Source organism: Halobacteriovorax sp. GFR8 (assembly GCF_050955245.1).
Taxonomy (GTDB): domain Bacteria; phylum Bdellovibrionota; class Bacteriovoracia; order Bacteriovoracales; family Bacteriovoracaceae; genus Halobacteriovorax_A.
Genome location: NZ_JBPBLR010000002.1, coordinates 2,498,462 through 2,516,496 on the forward strand (window position 1 = coordinate 2,498,462; position 18,035 = coordinate 2,516,496).

The following is an 18,035-nucleotide window of genomic DNA, read 5'->3' on the forward strand; positions in this document are numbered from 1 at the left end:
AACTCCTAGATGGCCCTTAAATAGGACGTAAGCGCAAGGGTCGTCCCCATAACAAAAATCACCGCCAGCATTCCATACAATAAATAAGACACCTTAAAGAATCCCATCATTTTATAATCAAGAAAACTTTCGACTTGGCCTTTATTAAGCTCTCGTGTTTCAGAAATTGCCTCCTTAATACGTTCATAAAGAGAGACCTCTTCAATCCCCTTCTGAGTATAAGGCTGCCAAATTTCTTGCTCACTTACACCTGAATTCATCATTTCAATCACGATATCCACAAGTTCTTGTAGGTACAATGGCCTAAGTTTATCGTTCTTCGACTCTTCACTGTAGAAGTAATCAAGAAGATTATTGTAGCGGCGACGGACTTTGATCATGAATTTCTTAAACTTCACATCACCTTGGAAAATTGCGGGATTTTCCATTTCCAGAGGAGATAGAGTCAGCCAATACCTTTCACGAAATGTATAGAAACTCTTCTCCCCTAATGGTTCTCCTAATGGATTAAAAGATAAGTCGAAGTCACATTCTTGGCAGCGGTCTTCAACAATATTTTCACTTTCGCACTTAGGACATGTTATAAGTTGCACATCCTGTGCAATATTATCTTCCATGAAGAGATGTTGATGTTTTTGTATGTCGTTTAAGAATTCTTTATCCATAAGAATATTGTAATTTCATAAGCTTAGTATTGGCAAATGTTAAATCATATACGACAATAAAGTATGTCTAGCCTGCTGAAAAATAAATTCTTCCTGCCAGTTGTTCACATTCTTGCAGGTATCATTTACGCATTAAATTTCCCATTCATTGGAAAGTTCACAATCTTTCCGACAATCTTTTTAAGTGCCGCCGTTCTTTTTTACGGATTAAAAAATGAAAATCGTTTTAAGTATAATCTCTTAAATATTTTCTTATTCTGTTGGGGATATAATTTTGCAGGCTATTACTGGCTAACTTTTACGTTAAATGAGTTTGGGAATTTATTCTTTCCTTTCAACTTTATTCTGTGGCAGCTGTTTTCAGTTATTATTGCCCCACAATTCTATCTCTTTCTAATCATCTTCTTCCTTTTAAAGAAGCATGTGAAGATTGATACATTAGCTGGAGGAGTCCTCTATTCACTAATCTTTGTGGCCCTAGAGTACTTTACTCCACAACAGTTTCCGGCCCTTTTTGGTCATCCATGGCTTAAGATTTCTCCATTTCTAAAGCCTGCAAGACTCTTAGGCGTTCCTTTTTATAGCTTCTTAAGCTTATTTATAGGACACCTTATTTTCATGTTCTATCAAAAGCAAAAACTCCACAAGGTCCAAGGTGGAATCATCCTAGCGCTCTTACTTGTTAACTTTGGAGTCGGCCCAATCAAGGCCAAGATTGGAGACGATCTTAAGATTCGCATTGTACAAGGAAATATTGGAAACGATTTAAAACTCAAATCTGAACAAGGGCTTAGACTTGCTTCTTCAGAGGTTATTAATATCTATAAGGATCTAAGTCTAGCAGATGGAGTTGATGATATTGACCTCGTCATTTGGCCCGAGACATCATATCCGAGATTTATTTTTTCAAGAGAAAATAAAAAGCTCGCTGGTGAGCTAATGGATCTTTTCGTTAATAGTGAAGCAAGCTACTTCTTTGGAACATATGATCTTGCCTCAACAAATCCTAGCGTTTTAGAAAATACTTATAATGCAACAGTCTTATCTCGCGGTGAAGGAATTATTGATCAGGTTTATCATAAACAGGTTCTCATCCCATTTGGAGAAGGCCTGCCATTTGGTCCGTTAAATAAGTATCTTGCCCCTCACCTAACAAATATTTCATTCTTTGCAAGTGGAACGAAGTATACAAATTTTGAAGTCAAAAATAAGAATTTTATTTCACTAATCTGTTATGAAGTTCTCTTTCCTCGCTATGTAGGAAAGTATATTAAAGAAGTTAAGAAGCGAGGTGAAAAGATTGATTTCATCGTCAATGTGACTAACGATTCTTGGTATGGGCCTTACTCAGAACAAGAGCAGCATTTATTCTTAGCAAAATGGCGAGCTGTGGAGTTTAACCTTCCAATTATCAGAGCAACAAATACAGGAATCTCGGCCGTAATCAAACAAGATGGACGAGAATTAATTCGTACTGAAAACTTTAAACAAGAGATAAAGGATTTTTCACTTTAAGATTAAAAGCCTTCTTTTAAAAGATCGTGCATGCGAATGAATCCCTTAAACTCAGTCCCATCAATAACAGGCAGAACATAAATCTTATTCTGTTCCATTAGTGCGAGAGCATCGATAGCAAGGTCATTTGAAGAAACTTTCTTTGGCTCATTTGTCATAATTTCACTTAGTGCCGTTTCAAGAGCATTAGCATTCTTAGCAATAGAGCGTCTAATATCACCTTCTACAAGGATTCCACTAAAACTACCATGATCGATGACAGCAAGTGCACCAAGAGGCTTATTCGTCATTTCTAGAACTGCGTCCTTTAGAAGATTTGATGACTCAAGAATTGGACATTCTTTAGCGATCCACATTAGATCTTTTACCTTCATCGTAAGGGACTTACCTAATTTTCCACCAGGGTGATTAATTGCAAAGCCTTCACGTGAAAGCCCCACAAATTTTTCATAGGCAACAGCAATCGCATCACCCATAGCAAGAGCTACAGTTGATGAAGTCGTAGGAGCAAGGTCATTGATACAAGCTTCGCGCTCAACAGAACAGTCAAAAGAAATCCCGCACTCAAGAGCAATTTGCTTTGTTAAATCACCTACAAGCGCTATACGATTCTCTTTTCTGATTCTTAGAAATGGAATAAGTTTTAGAATTTCACTTGTCGTACCAGATTTCGATAAGAAAATAATGGCATCATTTTCACTGACTCTCCCAAGGTCACCGTGTAGGGCCTCGGTAGGATGAAGAAAGATAGAGCGCAGACCTAAAGAGCTAAAAGTTGAAGATAGTTTCTCACCAATAAGGCCAGATTTCCCAACACCACATAAGACCATTTGGCCGTTGTGAGCATGGAGATATTCGAAGACATCCGTCAGTTTGTTACACATCTTCTCATCCAAGAGATCAATAACTCTTAGAATTGAATCAGCTTCAAGTTTTAAAACTTCCTTCATCTGACCAAAATGCTCCACTACCATCTCCTTTGGTGTCAATTTTTCTATCTCGATCGAGTCTACGACTATGTTATTATAATTATATGAAAATGTTAAAAATAATAGTGCTTTTTTCCCTGCTATTTGGTTGTAGTTCATATGAACAATTTGAACAATTAGTTGAAGAATCAGAAATTCCTTCTAAGACCTACAAGTCTAATTTTAACCAAACTTGGCAAGCAGTTCTAGAAATTATGCAACAGTACGATATTTCTGTGAAAAACCAAGAAGCTGGAGTCGTAAAAACTCGTTGGATCAACAATACGAGTCAAATTAACTTCTCTGATGCCTTTGGCTCTAAAGAAATGGTTAAGGCGGCCCAATTTAAATTAGTTATAAATGTCATTAAAGGATATCGCGGAAAACAAGAGGTCTCTAAGGTTTCAATCTATCGTCGTCAGATGATTGAAAAAGACTTCCTACAAGGATGGCGACTTGTTCGCTCGGATGGAATCCTTGAAAAAACAATCCTCTACCGTATTGATCGTATTCTCAAAAGAGAAGCAATGATCAAGAAAATTGAAGAACAAAAAGCAAAAGAAGCTGAGAAAGAGTTATTCTAGTGAATAACGCTTTCTTCTTCTAATTTATTAGTTACGATAACAACTTCATCTATTTCTTCAACAACTTCCTCTGCTCTCCCCTTTCCTAAAATTTTACGCTTAAAGAAAACCATAAAATCTCTTTGGATAAGTAGCATACATGGAAGAACGACAAGTGTTAGAACTGTAGCGAAAAGAAGTCCCCAGCCCATACTCATGGCCAGTCCCTTAGTAAATCCAGCATCTCCACCAATTGCATAGGCCATTGGGAAAACACCACCAAGAGTTGTGATACTTGTTAGAATAATTGCTCTAAGCCGGCTTCCTGCTCCTTCTAGGATCTCAGGACGATGAAAGCTAAACCAGTCACTTCTTTTCTCATTAATCGTTACAACAAGAAGTAAGCTGTCATTAACAACAACCCCGGCCATACCAATAATACCGATAATGGCCATTAAGCTGATATCTAACCCCTGAAAGTAGAAGGCCCAGATAACACCGATTACTCCAAATGGGATTGCAGAACAAATGAGCAGTGGCTGCATAATACTTCTAAGTACAACTGCAAGAATGAAGAAGATACCAAGAAGCGCAAACGCAAATTTCTTAACCATCGAATTCTTATTCTTTCTCGACTGTTCATCAGCATCTTGTGCATTAAACATTAGATCTGGATATTTTTTTGAAAGCTCTTTTGTTAATAGATCAACTTTTTTAATCAGTACTTCTTTTTTTATAATTTCTTTATCAAATGGAAGATCAACAACAACTTTTCTCATTAAGTTTGAGTGTCTGATCACTGATTGCTTCTTCTGCTTCTTCCAACTACCAATCTCTGAAGACTTAATAACCTCACCGTTTGCAAGAACAACAGGAAGGTTTCCAAGCTCTTCAAAAGTTAAATCGTCCCCATCAGCAGCATAAGTTAAAAAGCGGATTTTGCGATTACCACTTGTGTATTCATATACCTCATTCTTACTGATAAACTGAACAAGTTGGCTAGAGACCTGCCCAAGAGAAAGTCCACGAGATTGGATCTCATCCTTCTTAGGAGTAAATACCCAAGCATCTTTAAAAAGAGAATCATCAAGATCAACCGATTTAATCCCTTCGATCTTTAAATCTTCAATGGCCTTCTTAGTATACTCAGTTACCTCTTCAACATTGAATGGAGACAGAGACTGAATTGTTACTTCAACGAGGTTTTCACGACTTTCATCATTTCCACCTTTTGCAATCTTTACTTCCAGTCTCTCAAACTTACCTGTTTTCTCTAGCTCTTTTAGCTGATCTTTTAGATAGTCTTGAACATCATTCTTATTGGCCTCGACATTATTATCAAGCTGAGAAAATGAAACTCGATAACTGAAGTATTGTGGCCCTTCTTGTTTTTTACCATTTGTGTAGTTTTGGCCAATCGTAAATTGATAGTTATTGTACTTATTCTTATCAATCTTATTCATCACCTCTTCAACAGGAGCTAATTGCTTAAATGAATCATCAAGACTCTCAGAGTCTTTTAAGGAGCCAACGAACTCCACTGTTTCAGATGAAATACTTAGGTTGAAATTAAAGTTAATATTCTTACTCGCAAATATAATTGAACCAATCATGGCCACAACAAAGCCCGTTAAAACGATATATCGCCACCTAAGTGCACCATCAAGAAGTCTCAGGTATCCACGCTTGAATCGTTGAAAATAGTTTGACTCATGATGACCATTTGCCTTTGTCACAAAGTGCTTTAAGTGATTTGGAAGAATAAAGAAACTTTCAAATAAACTCAAAAGAAGTGCAGAGAAAACAACAACTGGAATTGCCATTAAGATATTTGACATTGAGTCCTTTCCAACAAGGATTGGAGCAAAGGCAATTAGAGTTGTAGCAACCGTTCCACAAATAGGCTTCCAAGTAGAAAGAACTGCTCCAACAGCTGCATCTTTAGAACTTGCTCCCTTTTCTAGGTTTTGTATATATTGTTCTGAAATAATAATAGCATCATCAACGAGAATACCAATTACGAGTAACATTCCTACAACAGAGATTAGATCAATTGAAATTCCCATTGTCTCAAGAACAGTAAAAGTAAAGAAGTAAGCAAGAGGCATCCCAATAGATGTCATAATTGCTGTCCTAAAACCTAGAAATAAACAAAGAGTGATTAGAACGAGAACGATTCCCATTAAAGCGTTAGACTGAAGTGCATTAATTTGCCTTTCAATAAATGCAGGCCCATCTTCAACACTAATAATACTCAGCTCCTCTGGAGCTTCTTTATTAATTTTAGCTAGCTTTTCTTCTAGCAGCTCTTTTAATGTGATTGAGTCTGCTTCAACATCTTTAAAGATATTAAAGCTTATCCCCGGCTTACCATTTGTATAATTAGTTCTGTTAATCTTAGGTAAACGGTACTCGAGTGTCGCTAAGTCCTTAAGGCGAAGCGTATGGTTTGAGTTATTTGAACGAATTAAAAGATTATTAAGAGACTCAATATCATAGTTTAGATTTTCAATTTCAATTGAGTAAGAATCACTTCCCTTGCGAATACTTCCAAGAGGATAAATTCTAAATGTCTCTTTAATCTTATTGTAAATATCAGAAGGATTGATTCTGTAGCGGGCCATTTTATCGACATTAAGCTTAATATAGAGATCTTTAGTGTAGCCGTAAGTATCAACTCTTGAAACACCATTAACCCTTTCAAGTTCTTCTTCAATTTTTAAAAGCCAATTCTGGTGGAGATCGCTATCTTGATCAAAATTTAAAATTGCATAGTAGTTAAACCAAGAATCTGTTTGCTTAATATGACGAACAACAATATCTTTAGTTTCAGAAGGAAGGTCTCCACGAATTGTTTCAATAGCGTCTTTAATACGTGTTTCGAGATCATCAATTTCTTCAAACTCATCTTTTACATCAACATTGATTCGCATATATCCTTGCTGAGAATTTGACCAAATCTTATCAATTCCAGCACTACCTTTAATGGCACGCTCAATCGGATAAGTGAGAAATCTCTCAACTTGAGAAGCACCTGCACCGGTTAAAGTGGCAGTTATTTGAATTCTTTTTGATGACCAGTTTGATATTAAGTCTCTTTTCATATGGGCAAGGGAGATAATCCCAAAGAGCACCATCATGATACTTAATAAGTTTACTAGAAAGCTATTTCCAACAAAGTATGAAACTAGTTTTTTCACAAGCTACTGTCCTATTTAGATTTTTAAAAACAGTAGCTTGTAGCATTAAAAATGTGAATTTATTTAGTTTTTGAGATGTTATATCGAATTTACACTCACTAACCTACTGAAAATAGGTTAGTAGGCCATGATATAAGTCACCCAAGACTCACAATTTTCTTCAACTGTTGAGCGATAGAAGATCCCGTCACCTGAGCCATCATCATCCTCACCTTCCCAGTATGTGATAATATTCTCAAAACCAGCATCTTTCATGATGTCCTTAATCTCACCAATTGACCAATGTCTCCAATCATAAGAGAAGGCTTTGCGATAAAGTTTTCCATCACTATGTGTTTTAAAGTGAATATAGTATTGAACTTCTTCAGTTAAAGGATTGTAGCTATCGCAATCCCAGAAGTATGTATGATCGTCGTGCTCTGTTTCTTCCTCTAACTCTTGACGACATTCTTCTCCACCAAAGATATCGACCATGAAAACACTCTCTGGCCCCATATTCTTCTTTACCTGCTTAAAGTAATTAAGAAGAACATTTCTTTCTTTAAAAATGAAGTATGAAAAATTAAAGGCAACAGTAACATCTGCTTTAAAGTCGTAATCATCAAGCACGTTTCCATTGATATAATGCATACGTGTTTTCTCTTCATCTGTTAGACGAGAGTAGTGATTTTCCATTCCATACGCTTGTGGCTCTTCATCAAGATCAATCCCCCAAGCTTCACGATCACCACCTTCTTTTACCCAGTCACATGCCATTGCGGCCGTTCCACCAAAGTCTTCTCTTAGAGTTCTTGGAGAGCGCCCAAAAATCTTTTTATACTCTTTGTTGATAAATTCAATATCAGCTTCGTGATTTTGAACTGACTTTTCATAAAGTTGGTACTTCAAATTCGTTGGAATTTTCGACATTAAATACTCTTTTGTTATCTATTTATATGATTTGACTTCTTTTATGCCAGAATTGTAACTCATATTGATTGAATTTTTAACCTTAAATCTCAAATCATTTGTTTTATAGACACTACGTGCCAGAGAGATAAATTCATCACCAAAGTCACCAGCTTTCTCTTTCAAACGAATATCATCTTCAATTACCCAAAGCTCCTCATTAATATCTTTAAGCTCACTGATAAACTTGTCCATACCTTCCAAGTTTAGTTTGGCCAAAGTATTTGCAAGCTCATCATATTCTGCTTGAGCAAGACGGACACGGTCAGCATCCTCAATTCTTTCCGTCTTAATTTTTAAAATTGTCATTTTATCAACTAGCTCACCGAGAGAAACGGGACATTCAATCATCATCTTATACCTCAATATCAATATAATTAATTTCTACTATAGTGTATTCAAAATCATCACCAGGAGCCTGAACGATAACCTCATCCCCTTCTTCCTTGCCAATCATGGCCCTTGCAATCGGAGACTTCCAACTAACGAGCCCTTTGGTCGTATCAACTTCATCAACTCCTACAATGGAGTACCTCTTCTCGTTGCCATCCTCATCTTCCAAGACTACCGTTGCACCGAATTGGATCTTTTCAGATGAGATAGAAAGTGGATCGACAATTAAAGCCGCGTTTATTCGAGTATTTAAAAAGCGGATACGTCGATCAATTTCACGAAGTCTTTTCTTTCCATATTGATAGTCAGCATTTTCTGATCGATCGCCTAATGAAGCGGCCCACTTAACAGTCGCTGTCACTTCAGGTCTTTCTGTTTTCATTAGAAAATTCAATTCTTCTTCAAGCTTTGCGTACCCACGAGGAGTAATATAATTATCTTTCTTTATTGCCATATTGATTTAGAATTCCTTCTACTCCATTTTCAACAAGGTTCATTACTTCTTCAAAGCCTCTTGCCCCACCAAAGTATGGGTCAGGAACTTCTTCATATGAAGTATAAGCTCCACTACAAAAACTACAAAATAACTTCACCTTATTCTTATACTTTCCTTCAGTGTCAAATTTAAGAATATTTCTATAATTTGACTTATCCATTGCAATAATAAGATCAAAATTTTCAAGATCTTCTTTAATAAAACCTCTTGAAATACTAGGAAGAGTATAGCCTCTTTTTAAAGCATGCTCTTGCATACGTCGATCTGCACCTTCTCCAGCATGGTATGCACTCGTACCAGCAGAGTCCACCTGAATATGTTCAACCAAATCGAGCTCTTTGATTCGATGAAATAGAACCCCATCAGCGGCCGGTGAACGACATATATTTCCAAGACAAACAAATAAGATTTTCATATTAAAATTATGATAGAATCGAAGGTGAAAGTAAATTTAAAGGAATAAAATTATGACAGTTCAAAGAATCAGAACAATGGGTGATCCCGTATTAAGAGAAATAGCGCAAGACTTTACAAAAGAAGAGATACTAAGCGAAGAAACAAAGCAGCTTATAGAAGATATGAATGATTCAATGATTGCAGTTGGTGGCATAGGTATCGCAGCTCCTCAAATTGGAGTTTCTAAGAAAGTTACAATAATTGATGTACCAGAAGACTCTCGCTACGAAGACGCTAGTCCAAGTGGAAAAATGATTATCTTCAATCCTAAGATAGAATTCTTAACGGAAAAAGAAGATGGCTATTGGGAAGGATGTCTTTCTGTTCCAGGCCTTAGAGGATATGTGGAAAGACCAAACCATATTCGCGTGACGTACTTGAATGAGAAAGCAGAGGAAATTACTTTTGAAGCTAGGGACTTCTTAGCAACTGTTTTTCAACACGAGATCGATCACCTCTACGGAAAACTCTACGTCGACAATGTCAAAGATATCAAGAAACTCGTTTACGAAGAAAATTTATAGCAATAACAAAAGGCCCTCAAAAGAGGGCCTTCTTTTTTTGTAGAAGATATTATTTATTCTGAAACAATCGCACGCATTACATCTAGTGTTTCAGGAGAAAGAGAAGATTCGTAGCGCGCCCAAATTTCTTTAGTCTCTGCTACAGAAGTATCACGATCCATTTGAGCAACAACTTCTTCTAGAATTAAATTCGCTTCTTCAACTTCAGAGTTGTAGATAGCAATTTGATCAGCACTCACACCTTTAAGAGAGCCGTACACTGGACCAAATTCAGCTAAGCCTTCATCATCTAAAAGAATTAATCCTGCTAGACCAATTTTTGCAGCTTTTACCCAATCACTCGGATCGCCACTAAAGATTGCCTTAACAGAGTAACCAACACCTACCTTCATTGCAAGTAGTCCAGTGTAAGCGATATAGCAGTTACCAGTTAACATACCTACTGCTGCAGACGCATTAAACGAAAGACCTGTTGCAAGAATTAGACTTAGAATTACCTTTTTCATTTTTTTCCTCCATGTTTTTTTTGGTTGTAAATAACGATAACGTCCATCCGAATTTTTCTAAACTTAAATAAAGGTAATATGTAGAGAGACATTTTATAAAAAATGACCAGTATTTTTTACAAGCGATAGAGTCTGACTTTACTTCTATCAAGTGTTTTCAAGGCATTACGAATTAGAAGTAAAGTTTTTGCATTTAAAAACCGACAAGAGAAGAAGGATAATTACTAATTAGAGAGACATATTATGAGTGAAGGTAAGAAACAAAGTTTTATCGCTTTAGCGTGCGTACTTAGTGTTAATACATTTGTCGCGTATCAATTCTTTTCAACATCAAAATTTGATAACGTCTATTCAAAAGAAAAGATCCAAGAGCGAAGGGCCCCTGCCTCACAAAAAGTTCCAGGCGAATACAAAGAATACCAACAACTCTTCCCCTTTGAAGACTTTGTCATCTACGAGGACTTCAACGGAAACGTTGACTACAAGATGTCTGTCGACTTCTGGTCTGACAAAGGCGCAAAGTATTTCACAAAAAATGGAAAAGAAGCAATTGAAAAGGGTCTCACTGCCGGTTTCAAAAGACTCATTGAAAAAGGTAATCAAGGTGGGACAACTCTTAAGTCAGAAGTTCTTCCCGAGCTAACAAAGGAATTCCTTAATACTTTTGTCTATACAATTAAAGTTCACAAACTTATCGATTCAAATTTTGAATTCGATATTATGTTTACGCCTTATAACAAAGATACTATTTCATACAAAGACGAGCTTAAAACAAACCAGCTTATCAACCTTGAATCTCAAGGAACACTTTATGAAGCATATCAAACATATAACAAGAACTTTTCTCATCGTGTACTCGACACTCAGATTCCAATTTCTAATGATGTCTACCAATACCTTGGTGGAGCAATCACACTGACATCGGAATTGATTGATACAGATTGGAAAATTTCTCAACCTATTCCAAAGCCTAAGAAGAATGGTGTTAAAGGATATGTACGACTTCGTAAATACTACAGAGTGAACTACCCTACTGACTTAAAAATTGATTCATTCAAATCGAAGTATCTAAATATTACAGAGCAAGAATTTGAAGCTAAGAAAGAGAAGCCTCATGTTCTTACTGTTGATACAATTTATGAGTACAATCTTGCCAGCCTAATTCCAAAGAAGACAAAAACTATCTTTCACTTTGGTGAAATCGTTTCCCTTGATAAGAAGCACGATAGCTTTTTCAAAAGAATCTTTAGTTTCTTTAGCAAGAAGAACGATATTAAGACATCCAAATTTAAAATCAAAGGCGATTACTCAAACGGTACAATTCGTACAAACTTCAATGGTGAAATAAAAACACTTGTATACAGTCACAAAGACAAGAAGTTCACTAAGAAGAGTCGTATAACAACTAATCCTAGAGATTATGATTTAAGAATGCATGTTAAAGATGCAATCAAGAAGACTCTTCTACAAGAGAATACTGAGTACCTAGTAGAAAAACTTAACTTAGAAAAATTTATTAAATAATAGGATCGACTATGAAATCGACGAAGAAATTATTAACAACAGCTCTACTTTCGACACTTGCAGTACAATCATTTGCCGCAAGTTTCAACATCAAGGATCGACTTGACTCACAAAAACTATTTTTGGAGTCTTACAACTCAGTCTATGGCCAACGTGATTATGCTCATGCGCCGTCTTTCTTTGATAAGATCAAAGAACTGGACAAGTCAAAAGAGAAAGATGCAGTTGAATTTTTAAAAGAAGTCGACAGTGTACTTCCAAGTAAGATTGCCATGCCTGTTACTTACTGGACAAAGGTATCACCAAATGAGAAAGAGCTTGGTAAAGTTATCTACTACTTCCTGGCCTACAAACTCTTTATCCTTAGAGACTATATTGATAATCCACTTACGAAAGACAAGGACAAGAAAGAGGCCCAGAAGCTTCTTTCTAAAATAACAAGAAAAGGAATCAATTCAAATTCTATTTCAACATACTTTCCTACTCTCAAACTTCAAGCAATGAAGATCGCCAGTAGCAAAGATGTTATTGAAAGCATTAAAGAAAATGAAATTGCAACGATCGACTTTACAGAGACATTTAGTGATATTAATAATTATTCACTCTCTGCTCTTGGCTTTGTTCCATCAAATAAAACAGAGATTGTTTCAGAAAATGAACGCTCTCTAGAGCGTATCGATTGGCTTAATCAAAGAGTCATCTTTGCTGGCGGAACACTTGATTTTGATTCAGATTATATCAAAATGCCAACGGCCGATGATCCTACAGGAAATATCATTTTTCAACAGGATCCAATCTACATCAAAATTCGTGATATGATTGCAAGCTCTAAGGATTCAATCTTTATCGATATTTTTCTCTTTGGAGGAACACTAGGTGCAACTCTTTCGGAGTACCTTCTAGATCAAACCAAAGAAAAACTTAAGGCCAATCCAAATTTTAAAGTTGTCCTACTTCACGACTATGCAACAAACTACAATATGCTAGATGAAATGATGCCAATTTTTGAGTATATCAAAGAGCGTCGTGAAAAAGACCCAGTATTAAAAAAGAGTGTTTCTCTACTACAAGCAAATATTCAGCGCCACCCTCCAGGGATTCCTTTTGGTATTACAAAACTAATTCCAAAAACAGCTGAAGCAATCAAGTACTTCGAATCAGGTAGTACGTATTTTGAATCAAAAATCGACCACTCGAAAGTTATTGTCGTTGATGGGAATACAGAAAATGCTCAGGCATATTTTGGTTCAAAGAACTGGACCGATCACAGTGGTGGTTACTACTATGATGACGCTATCTATGTTACAGGAGCTGCAGCTGGACTAGTTCAGGCTTCATACTACCGTGACCTAGAAGCGGCCCTAACAGAAGATCCAAAAGAGCTAATCGGTTTCTACTACAAAGAACAAGGCTTTGATAATCGCGCTTACCTCTCTAAGAAGGATCAAATCCTTGAGGATATGAGGATTAAGAAAGAGAAGTATGAAGTTAAGGGCGACTCAGTTATTCGTCTTGCTGAAGCTGATGTTGATGGAACAATTAAGAATGTTAGAAATATCTTAGTTGATATGATCTCAAAAGCAGAAAAGAATATCTTCATGGAACAACTATTCCTCTATGATTCGTATGTAATTGATGCTCTTGTTAAAGCAAAGAGACAAAATCCTCTTTTAGATATTAAACTTGTAATCGACCACAACGGAAATTTTGGAATGAATGGCCTTCCAAATACTCTATTCGTTAAGAAGCTAGTAGATGCTGGAATTCAAGTACGTGCTCGTAAGACTTATGGTATTACAGCAAACTTTCCAGATGGATCAACTAAAGAGTATCACCAAGAAAACCATAGAAAAATTACATCTATTGATGGAATTACTGTTCTAGGTGGTTCATCAAATATCAACCCAGACACTCTCCAAGGTTCATTTAGAGAGTTTGGTGCACAGATCTTTGATAAGAAGGAAGTTGCTAGTTTTGAAAGACGCTTTAGTCGCGATTGGAACGACTCTGATAAAATGGAGATCTTTGATATCGAAAATTTTGAGGCAAATATTCAAGGAGTTGCTCTTGGTAAGCGCTCTTCGGCAATTATCAACGGTCTTGGAAGTATGATCTACAAATCAAAAGACGATATCGAAAAACGTCACAAATAAAGACTTCTATATTTAAACAGGTAGCTGTTATCCGCAACAGCTACCTGAATTTCCTTTATCCTCAAAATATTTTTTAATTCTTTTTGGAAGCTCGACAAATACAAGTGAGCGAAGAAGTAGCAGTGTAAATGCAACTGCGAGTGAAATTTCCCACCAGCTTGATGAATCATGATTGTGATGAGAAATATTAAAATTAAGTGGCCAAGAAAAAGCACTGTATAGGTAATCAGTTAAGAATGAAAAACCTAAGGCAACAAGTGCAATTGAAAGAAGATTAATCACAACTCCCCTTTTTCCAATATACTGACCAATAACGAGAATATTTGAAATATTAGTTGCAGGACCCACAAGTAGAAATAGTAACGCCATTCCCGGGCTCATTCCTTTCATCACAAGAGAGGCTGCAATTGGCGTGGTTGCCGATGCACAAATGTAGAGTGGTATTCCAACAAGAAGGATCGCTCCCCTTCCTGCCCAGCCAGAAAGGCCATCAAAGAAATTTGCAGGAAGAGCAAAGTCAATAAATGCTCCGGCCACAATACCAAACGCAAGCCATATGGCCATATCATCAACAAGTTCAATAAAACCAAAATGAAAAGAAGCCTTAGCTTTTTTTCCAAAGCTTTGCTTTACAATTACACTTTCATCTTTCTTCTTAGAACTTCCACAACAGCTTGGCTTAACTTCTGCTTGCACCTGTTCAACATCTTTATCAGTTTTAAAAACTAATTGGAGTGCTCCTGCAACAAATGCTGAAACGAAAGCTGCAATAGGGCGGATAATTGTCATCGGAATATCCATCATTCCATAAGTCATGGCGATTGAATCAACCCCAGACTCAGGTGTTGCGATTAGAAACGCAGATGTGGCGGAATTTGAGGCTCCCTGCTTTTTTAGGGTCGCTGCCGTAGGAATAACCGCACAACTACATAGAGGAAGAGGAATTCCAAGAACCGATGCTTTAATGGCACCCATTAGGCCCTTCCCACCCATGGCCTTCTTTATTCTCTCAACTGAGATGAATGCCTTAATAATACCTGCAACAAGAAGCCCAAACATTAAAAATGGGGCAGAGACTAAAATATAATTCCAAAGTGACGTTAAAAAACTCATAATATTTACCTTTTCTTAGTGGCATAATCTTAACAGAAATATTCTAAGACGTCCTTTATTACTGGCTTTTTCACATTCCTGTAGACAAATTTTATAGAAAGGCGAAAAAAAATTGAACTTTTTTTAAATTTTTCTATTGACGAATGAAACCGAAATCCCTATATTAAGTCTTACGAAATGCGGGGGCGTAGTTAAGTTGGTTATAACGTCTGCCTGTCACGCAGAAGGCCGAGGGTTCGAGTCCCTTCGCTCCCGCCATTTTCATTTCGTAACATTCAAGTTTTAATCTCTTCGGAGACTAAGATATTAAAAGCCGAGTTAACCCACTCGGCTTTTTTTTTGGACGCGAAAAATGCCACGAAGGCATTTTGCGCGGAACAACCCTGCACGACCGAGCAGGATGCGAGGGAGAGAGGGTTCCCTGCAATCTAGAAAATTTTCTTAAATTCATAAAAAACAACGCATGACCGACCACGACGGGAGCTTTCGGGTAACCAGCTCTGCAATCTCACTAACATTTTCGATAACACTAAATTTCAAGTAAGAAGTGCCAGTATGGCAATTTGATGCTGAACAACTCATGGCCGACCACGACGGGGTCTGCTTCGGCTCCTGCCTCTCGCAGACATACCGGTCATCCTGACCATAAGGTCAGGAGAACCAACTAAGCAATCTCACTAACATTTCCTGAATTATTGACTCTCTAAGCAGTATCTGCCGATGTATTTCTAAATATAGAAAATGACAAAAAAAGTAATGAAAGTTCGGTCCAGACATGAATATTCGAAATAAAGAAATATACCAATGTCCCTATTTCAAACCAGGCTAACCAAAGAATTGTACCTATAATTGAAATAAAAATTAGTAAATACGATAGAAGTGGGCCAAATCCATAATGAATAGATATAAGAGTTTTCTTAAAACTTACTGGCGTTTTGTTTTTATATATATTTTCAGGTATTGCTCTCAACCAAATAAAATAATGCATCGAAAGACCAAAAGTATACAAGCTTAACCCTCTCATCCAATTGATACTTTCATCAGACCAAGGAGCAAGTATCCACGCAAACTTTTGATAACCTGATTTTACAAAAAAATGTTCTTCATACAAATAGTAGTATGAATCAAAGACTCCATATAATACAAACAAATGAAATAAGATAAAAATGAGAAATGAGTAAATAGCGACTTTCAAGTTCTTCTTACTTCGAGAGAACTTGAACCAAAAAATAAATGCGATCCAATTATGACCAAACAAAGTAATTGATACAAAATTTAAAGGCTCATTCCAGGCCAGAAAAAGAATTGATATACCAATAAGAAAGCACGCTAAAAAACTCTTTATTTGTTTAAAAGATCCATAACAAATGAAAAGTATAAAAAAGTAAATTATAGATAAAGTTAAACCAATAAAACCATTTGGCAGAAGAATATCGCTATTAAAATACCTCACATAAAATCGTAAGCACATTTCTAGAAAAGTAATAGCAATTAGACCATATATGATATATCGCTGTATATTTGATGATTGGTTAGATGAATTATTTAAGCAAGAAGAATACTTGTAACTTGAAATTAAATGCCAATATCCATAAATTAATGGACCGAAGATAAGTAACATATCTGGTCTTAGAACCGATAAGGCCATACTAAAAAAGCTCAAAACGACATAACTAGAAAATATTCTCTTGTCTCTAGAGATATAAAGACTCTTCAATCCTTTTACTCTAAAAGCATATTTCAAAATAATTGCTCTCAAACGATCAATATGACCGACAAAGATCATTAGAAATCTAAAAAAGTTGAGATTATGGCGAAAAGTACTAGTTTCATATTTCATAAATAAATTATACAATATAAATATATTTTAAGGAGACAACAATAATGTATCAGTATGTTCTTATCATTGCACTTATTTTAAGTACTCAGGTAAATGGGAAGTGTATACCAACTCGAGATACCTCAAAAGAAATAGATGAGTTACAAATTAAACTCAGCAAAGATAAAAATAAGCCAAATATATCTTCTCAGAAATCATTACTTTTAAATTTACTCAAAGTTTCAACACCAAAAATAAGGTATCAATATAACATAAGATCTAATTCTAAAAATGATGATTACATTATAAGCCTTTCTACTGACGATCTTAGAAGAATAATAAAAAAAGCAATCTCTAAACAATCAAACTGGGAATCAGTTCTAAATAAACCTATAAATAAGGGATTTTTAACAGGTCGTAATGATTACCTTTCTGCCATAGGAGATAACTCTTATCTATTAGCGTGGTACTACATAAATATCCACAAGGTAGATCAAGCTCTTACTCATTTGATTAAGTTATTTAATGATGAATATAAGAAAGCGTTAAAAACGACTAGTACTCATAATGCACTTTGTGGTTCAACACCACAATTTTACTGGCTCAAAAATTACTATAAATTAATTCTTCTTTTTGAAAGTCCTGAAAATAGCAAAAATATCAAAAAGAAATACCGAGAATTTGAAATACATGTAAGTACACTTCCAAGATTTTATAGAATGACTTAAGCTACATTGGTTATAAAACTCTTATCCTATTCCCCAGACTGTCTATCGTAGTTTCTTAAAAATACACCCTGGGTCTTCATCATCCCAAGCTTTTCATAATATGGAATTAATTCTTCATCACAAAGAAGGTCCACCATATATAAGTTTGAAAGTTCTTCTTTGAGTTTAATAACTAGCTCTTTACCAATTCCTTTTCCTTGAAATTCAGGAATAACTTCAAGTAAAGGAATATAAGCTGATAAGACACCATCAGAAATACTATTAATAAAGCCGACTAGCTTTGCATCTTTGTGAGCTAAGACAACTTTATAGCTTCCTCTTAATAGTTTTTTAAAAACTTCTTGAGAAGGAGGATTTGGCCATCCAACAAAAAAGCCATCAAGTCTCAATTCATCTAAAATTTCTGCATCAAGCGTATACTGCATAAAACTATCCATAATTACATTTAAACAAATAAATTTTCT

General features: G+C 35.9%; 17 protein-coding genes and 1 tRNA gene. 7 read left to right on the top strand and 11 right to left on the bottom strand.

Features of this window, described 5'->3' with window-relative positions; genetic code table 11:
- Positions 1 to 5: 5 nt before the first annotated feature.
- On the bottom strand, positions 6 to 665 hold the full coding sequence (locus ACRXC1_RS12500; RefSeq protein WP_433659257.1) for a hypothetical protein: 660 nt from the start codon (positions 663 to 665) through the stop codon (positions 6 to 8).
- Positions 666 to 728: 63 nt separating this feature from the next.
- Between ACRXC1_RS12500 and lnt the strand changes: the two genes are divergently transcribed.
- Positions 729 to 2,180, top strand: a complete 1,452-nt coding sequence (gene lnt / locus ACRXC1_RS12505; RefSeq protein WP_433659259.1) for an apolipoprotein N-acyltransferase — start codon at positions 729 to 731, stop codon at positions 2,178 to 2,180.
- Between the two features lie 2 nt (positions 2,181 to 2,182).
- Here the strand turns inward: lnt and ACRXC1_RS12510 are convergent, their stop codons facing one another.
- On the bottom strand, positions 2,183 to 3,148 hold the full coding sequence (locus ACRXC1_RS12510; protein ID WP_392912684.1) for a KpsF/GutQ family sugar-phosphate isomerase: 966 nt from the start codon (positions 3,146 to 3,148) through the stop codon (positions 2,183 to 2,185).
- 65 nt (positions 3,149 to 3,213) lie between these two features.
- On the opposite strand from ACRXC1_RS12510, the gene ACRXC1_RS12515 reads away from it, so the two are divergent.
- The gene (locus ACRXC1_RS12515) at positions 3,214 to 3,732 is read left to right on the top strand and encodes a hypothetical protein (RefSeq protein WP_392912683.1); all 519 of its coding nucleotides are present in this window, start codon (positions 3,214 to 3,216) and stop codon (positions 3,730 to 3,732) included.
- Here ACRXC1_RS12515 and ACRXC1_RS12520 read toward each other — a convergent pair.
- The 5 genes from ACRXC1_RS12520 to ACRXC1_RS12540 all read right to left on the bottom strand — a co-directional run bounded on the left by ACRXC1_RS12520 (position 3,729) and on the right by ACRXC1_RS12540 (position 9,163).
- The gene (locus ACRXC1_RS12520; RefSeq protein WP_433659261.1) at positions 3,729 to 6,911 is read right to left on the bottom strand and encodes an efflux RND transporter permease subunit; all 3,183 of its coding nucleotides are present in this window, start codon (positions 6,909 to 6,911) and stop codon (positions 3,729 to 3,731) included. The genes ACRXC1_RS12515 and ACRXC1_RS12520 overlap by 4 nt on opposite strands.
- Before the next feature lie 117 nt (positions 6,912 to 7,028).
- Positions 7,029 to 7,820 (bottom strand): class I SAM-dependent methyltransferase, encoded by a 792-nt coding sequence (locus ACRXC1_RS12525; protein ID WP_433659263.1) that lies wholly within the window; start codon positions 7,818 to 7,820, stop codon positions 7,029 to 7,031.
- An 18-nt stretch (positions 7,821 to 7,838) separates the two neighbouring features.
- Positions 7,839 to 8,213, bottom strand: a complete 375-nt coding sequence (locus ACRXC1_RS12530) for a DUF6165 family protein (protein ID WP_433659265.1) — start codon at positions 8,211 to 8,213, stop codon at positions 7,839 to 7,841.
- Position 8,214: 1 nt separating this feature from the next.
- The gene (gene greB / locus ACRXC1_RS12535) at positions 8,215 to 8,706 is read right to left on the bottom strand and encodes a transcription elongation factor GreB (RefSeq protein WP_433659267.1); all 492 of its coding nucleotides are present in this window, start codon (positions 8,704 to 8,706) and stop codon (positions 8,215 to 8,217) included.
- On the bottom strand, positions 8,687 to 9,163 hold the full coding sequence (locus ACRXC1_RS12540) for a low molecular weight protein-tyrosine-phosphatase (protein ID WP_433659269.1): 477 nt from the start codon (positions 9,161 to 9,163) through the stop codon (positions 8,687 to 8,689). Before ACRXC1_RS12540 ends, greB begins: the two co-directional genes overlap by 20 nt.
- Positions 9,164 to 9,215: 52 nt before the next feature.
- Here ACRXC1_RS12540 and def point away from each other — a divergent pair, with 52 nt between their 5' ends.
- Positions 9,216 to 9,728, top strand: coding sequence for a peptide deformylase (gene def / locus ACRXC1_RS12545; RefSeq protein ID WP_392912671.1), 513 nt, complete (start codon positions 9,216 to 9,218; stop codon positions 9,726 to 9,728).
- Positions 9,729 to 9,781: 53 nt separating this feature from the next.
- Here def and ACRXC1_RS12550 read toward each other — a convergent pair whose 3' ends face one another.
- On the bottom strand, positions 9,782 to 10,234 hold the full coding sequence (locus ACRXC1_RS12550) for a hypothetical protein (protein ID WP_392912669.1): 453 nt from the start codon (positions 10,232 to 10,234) through the stop codon (positions 9,782 to 9,784).
- Between the two features lie 243 nt (positions 10,235 to 10,477).
- Between ACRXC1_RS12550 and ACRXC1_RS12555 the strand changes: the two genes are divergently transcribed.
- Entirely contained in the window at positions 10,478 to 11,758 is a 1,281-nt protein-coding gene (locus ACRXC1_RS12555) for a hypothetical protein (RefSeq protein WP_392912667.1), read from the top strand.
- A gap of 11 nt (positions 11,759 to 11,769) precedes the next feature.
- Positions 11,770 to 13,911, top strand: a complete 2,142-nt coding sequence (locus tag ACRXC1_RS12560) for a phospholipase D-like domain-containing protein (RefSeq protein WP_433659272.1) — start codon at positions 11,770 to 11,772, stop codon at positions 13,909 to 13,911.
- 27 nt (positions 13,912 to 13,938) lie between these two features.
- Here ACRXC1_RS12560 and ACRXC1_RS12565 read toward each other — a convergent pair whose 3' ends face one another.
- Positions 13,939 to 15,024: an SO_0444 family Cu/Zn efflux transporter gene (locus ACRXC1_RS12565; RefSeq protein WP_433659274.1), complete on the bottom strand. Its 1,086-nt coding sequence runs from the start codon at positions 15,022 to 15,024 to the stop codon at positions 13,939 to 13,941.
- Positions 15,025 to 15,205: 181 nt separating this feature from the next.
- On the opposite strand from ACRXC1_RS12565, the gene ACRXC1_RS12570 reads away from it, so the two are divergent.
- Positions 15,206 to 15,282 (top strand) — tRNA-Asp (locus ACRXC1_RS12570).
- A gap of 445 nt (positions 15,283 to 15,727) precedes the next feature.
- On the opposite strand, the gene ACRXC1_RS12575 is transcribed toward ACRXC1_RS12570, so the two are convergent.
- Positions 15,728 to 16,864, bottom strand: a complete 1,137-nt coding sequence (locus ACRXC1_RS12575; RefSeq protein WP_433659276.1) for a hypothetical protein — start codon at positions 16,862 to 16,864, stop codon at positions 15,728 to 15,730.
- A 44-nt stretch (positions 16,865 to 16,908) separates the two neighbouring features.
- On the opposite strand from ACRXC1_RS12575, the gene ACRXC1_RS12580 reads away from it, so the two are divergent.
- Positions 16,909 to 17,571, top strand: coding sequence for a hypothetical protein (locus ACRXC1_RS12580; RefSeq protein ID WP_433659278.1), 663 nt, complete (start codon positions 16,909 to 16,911; stop codon positions 17,569 to 17,571).
- 26 nt (positions 17,572 to 17,597) lie between these two features.
- Here ACRXC1_RS12580 and ACRXC1_RS12585 read toward each other — a convergent pair whose 3' ends face one another.
- The gene (locus ACRXC1_RS12585; RefSeq protein WP_433659280.1) at positions 17,598 to 18,008 is read right to left on the bottom strand and encodes a GNAT family N-acetyltransferase; all 411 of its coding nucleotides are present in this window, start codon (positions 18,006 to 18,008) and stop codon (positions 17,598 to 17,600) included.
- Positions 18,009 to 18,035: the final 27 nt, after the last annotated feature.

Excerpts from the sequence above, each read along its gene's own strand:
- ACRXC1_RS12515 (WP_392912683.1), top strand. The coding sequence starts at position 3,214 with ATGAAAATGTTAAAAATAATAGTGCTTTTTTCCCTGCTATTTGGTTGT.
- ACRXC1_RS12530 (WP_433659265.1), bottom strand. The coding sequence starts at position 8,213 with ATGATGATTGAATGTCCCGTTTCTCTCGGTGAGCTAGTTGATAAAATG.
- greB (WP_433659267.1), bottom strand. The coding sequence starts at position 8,706 with ATGGCAATAAAGAAAGATAATTATATTACTCCTCGTGGGTACGCAAAG.
- ACRXC1_RS12540 (WP_433659269.1), bottom strand. The coding sequence starts at position 9,163 with ATGAAAATCTTATTTGTTTGTCTTGGAAATATATGTCGTTCACCGGCC.
- ACRXC1_RS12500 (WP_433659257.1), bottom strand. The coding sequence starts at position 665 with ATGGATAAAGAATTCTTAAACGACATACAAAAACATCAACATCTCTTC.
- def (WP_392912671.1), top strand. The coding sequence starts at position 9,216 with ATGACAGTTCAAAGAATCAGAACAATGGGTGATCCCGTATTAAGAGAA.
- ACRXC1_RS12560 (WP_433659272.1), top strand. The coding sequence starts at position 11,770 with ATGAAATCGACGAAGAAATTATTAACAACAGCTCTACTTTCGACACTT.
- ACRXC1_RS12550 (WP_392912669.1), bottom strand. The coding sequence starts at position 10,234 with ATGAAAAAGGTAATTCTAAGTCTAATTCTTGCAACAGGTCTTTCGTTT.
- ACRXC1_RS12565 (WP_433659274.1), bottom strand. The coding sequence starts at position 15,024 with ATGAGTTTTTTAACGTCACTTTGGAATTATATTTTAGTCTCTGCCCCA.
- ACRXC1_RS12580 (WP_433659278.1), top strand. The coding sequence starts at position 16,909 with ATGTATCAGTATGTTCTTATCATTGCACTTATTTTAAGTACTCAGGTA.
- ACRXC1_RS12585 (WP_433659280.1), bottom strand. The coding sequence starts at position 18,008 with ATGGATAGTTTTATGCAGTATACGCTTGATGCAGAAATTTTAGATGAA.
- lnt (WP_433659259.1), top strand. The coding sequence starts at position 729 with ATGTCTAGCCTGCTGAAAAATAAATTCTTCCTGCCAGTTGTTCACATT.
- ACRXC1_RS12525 (WP_433659263.1), bottom strand. The coding sequence starts at position 7,820 with ATGTCGAAAATTCCAACGAATTTGAAGTACCAACTTTATGAAAAGTCA.
- ACRXC1_RS12555 (WP_392912667.1), top strand. The coding sequence starts at position 10,478 with ATGAGTGAAGGTAAGAAACAAAGTTTTATCGCTTTAGCGTGCGTACTT.
- ACRXC1_RS12575 (WP_433659276.1), bottom strand. The coding sequence starts at position 16,864 with ATGAAATATGAAACTAGTACTTTTCGCCATAATCTCAACTTTTTTAGA.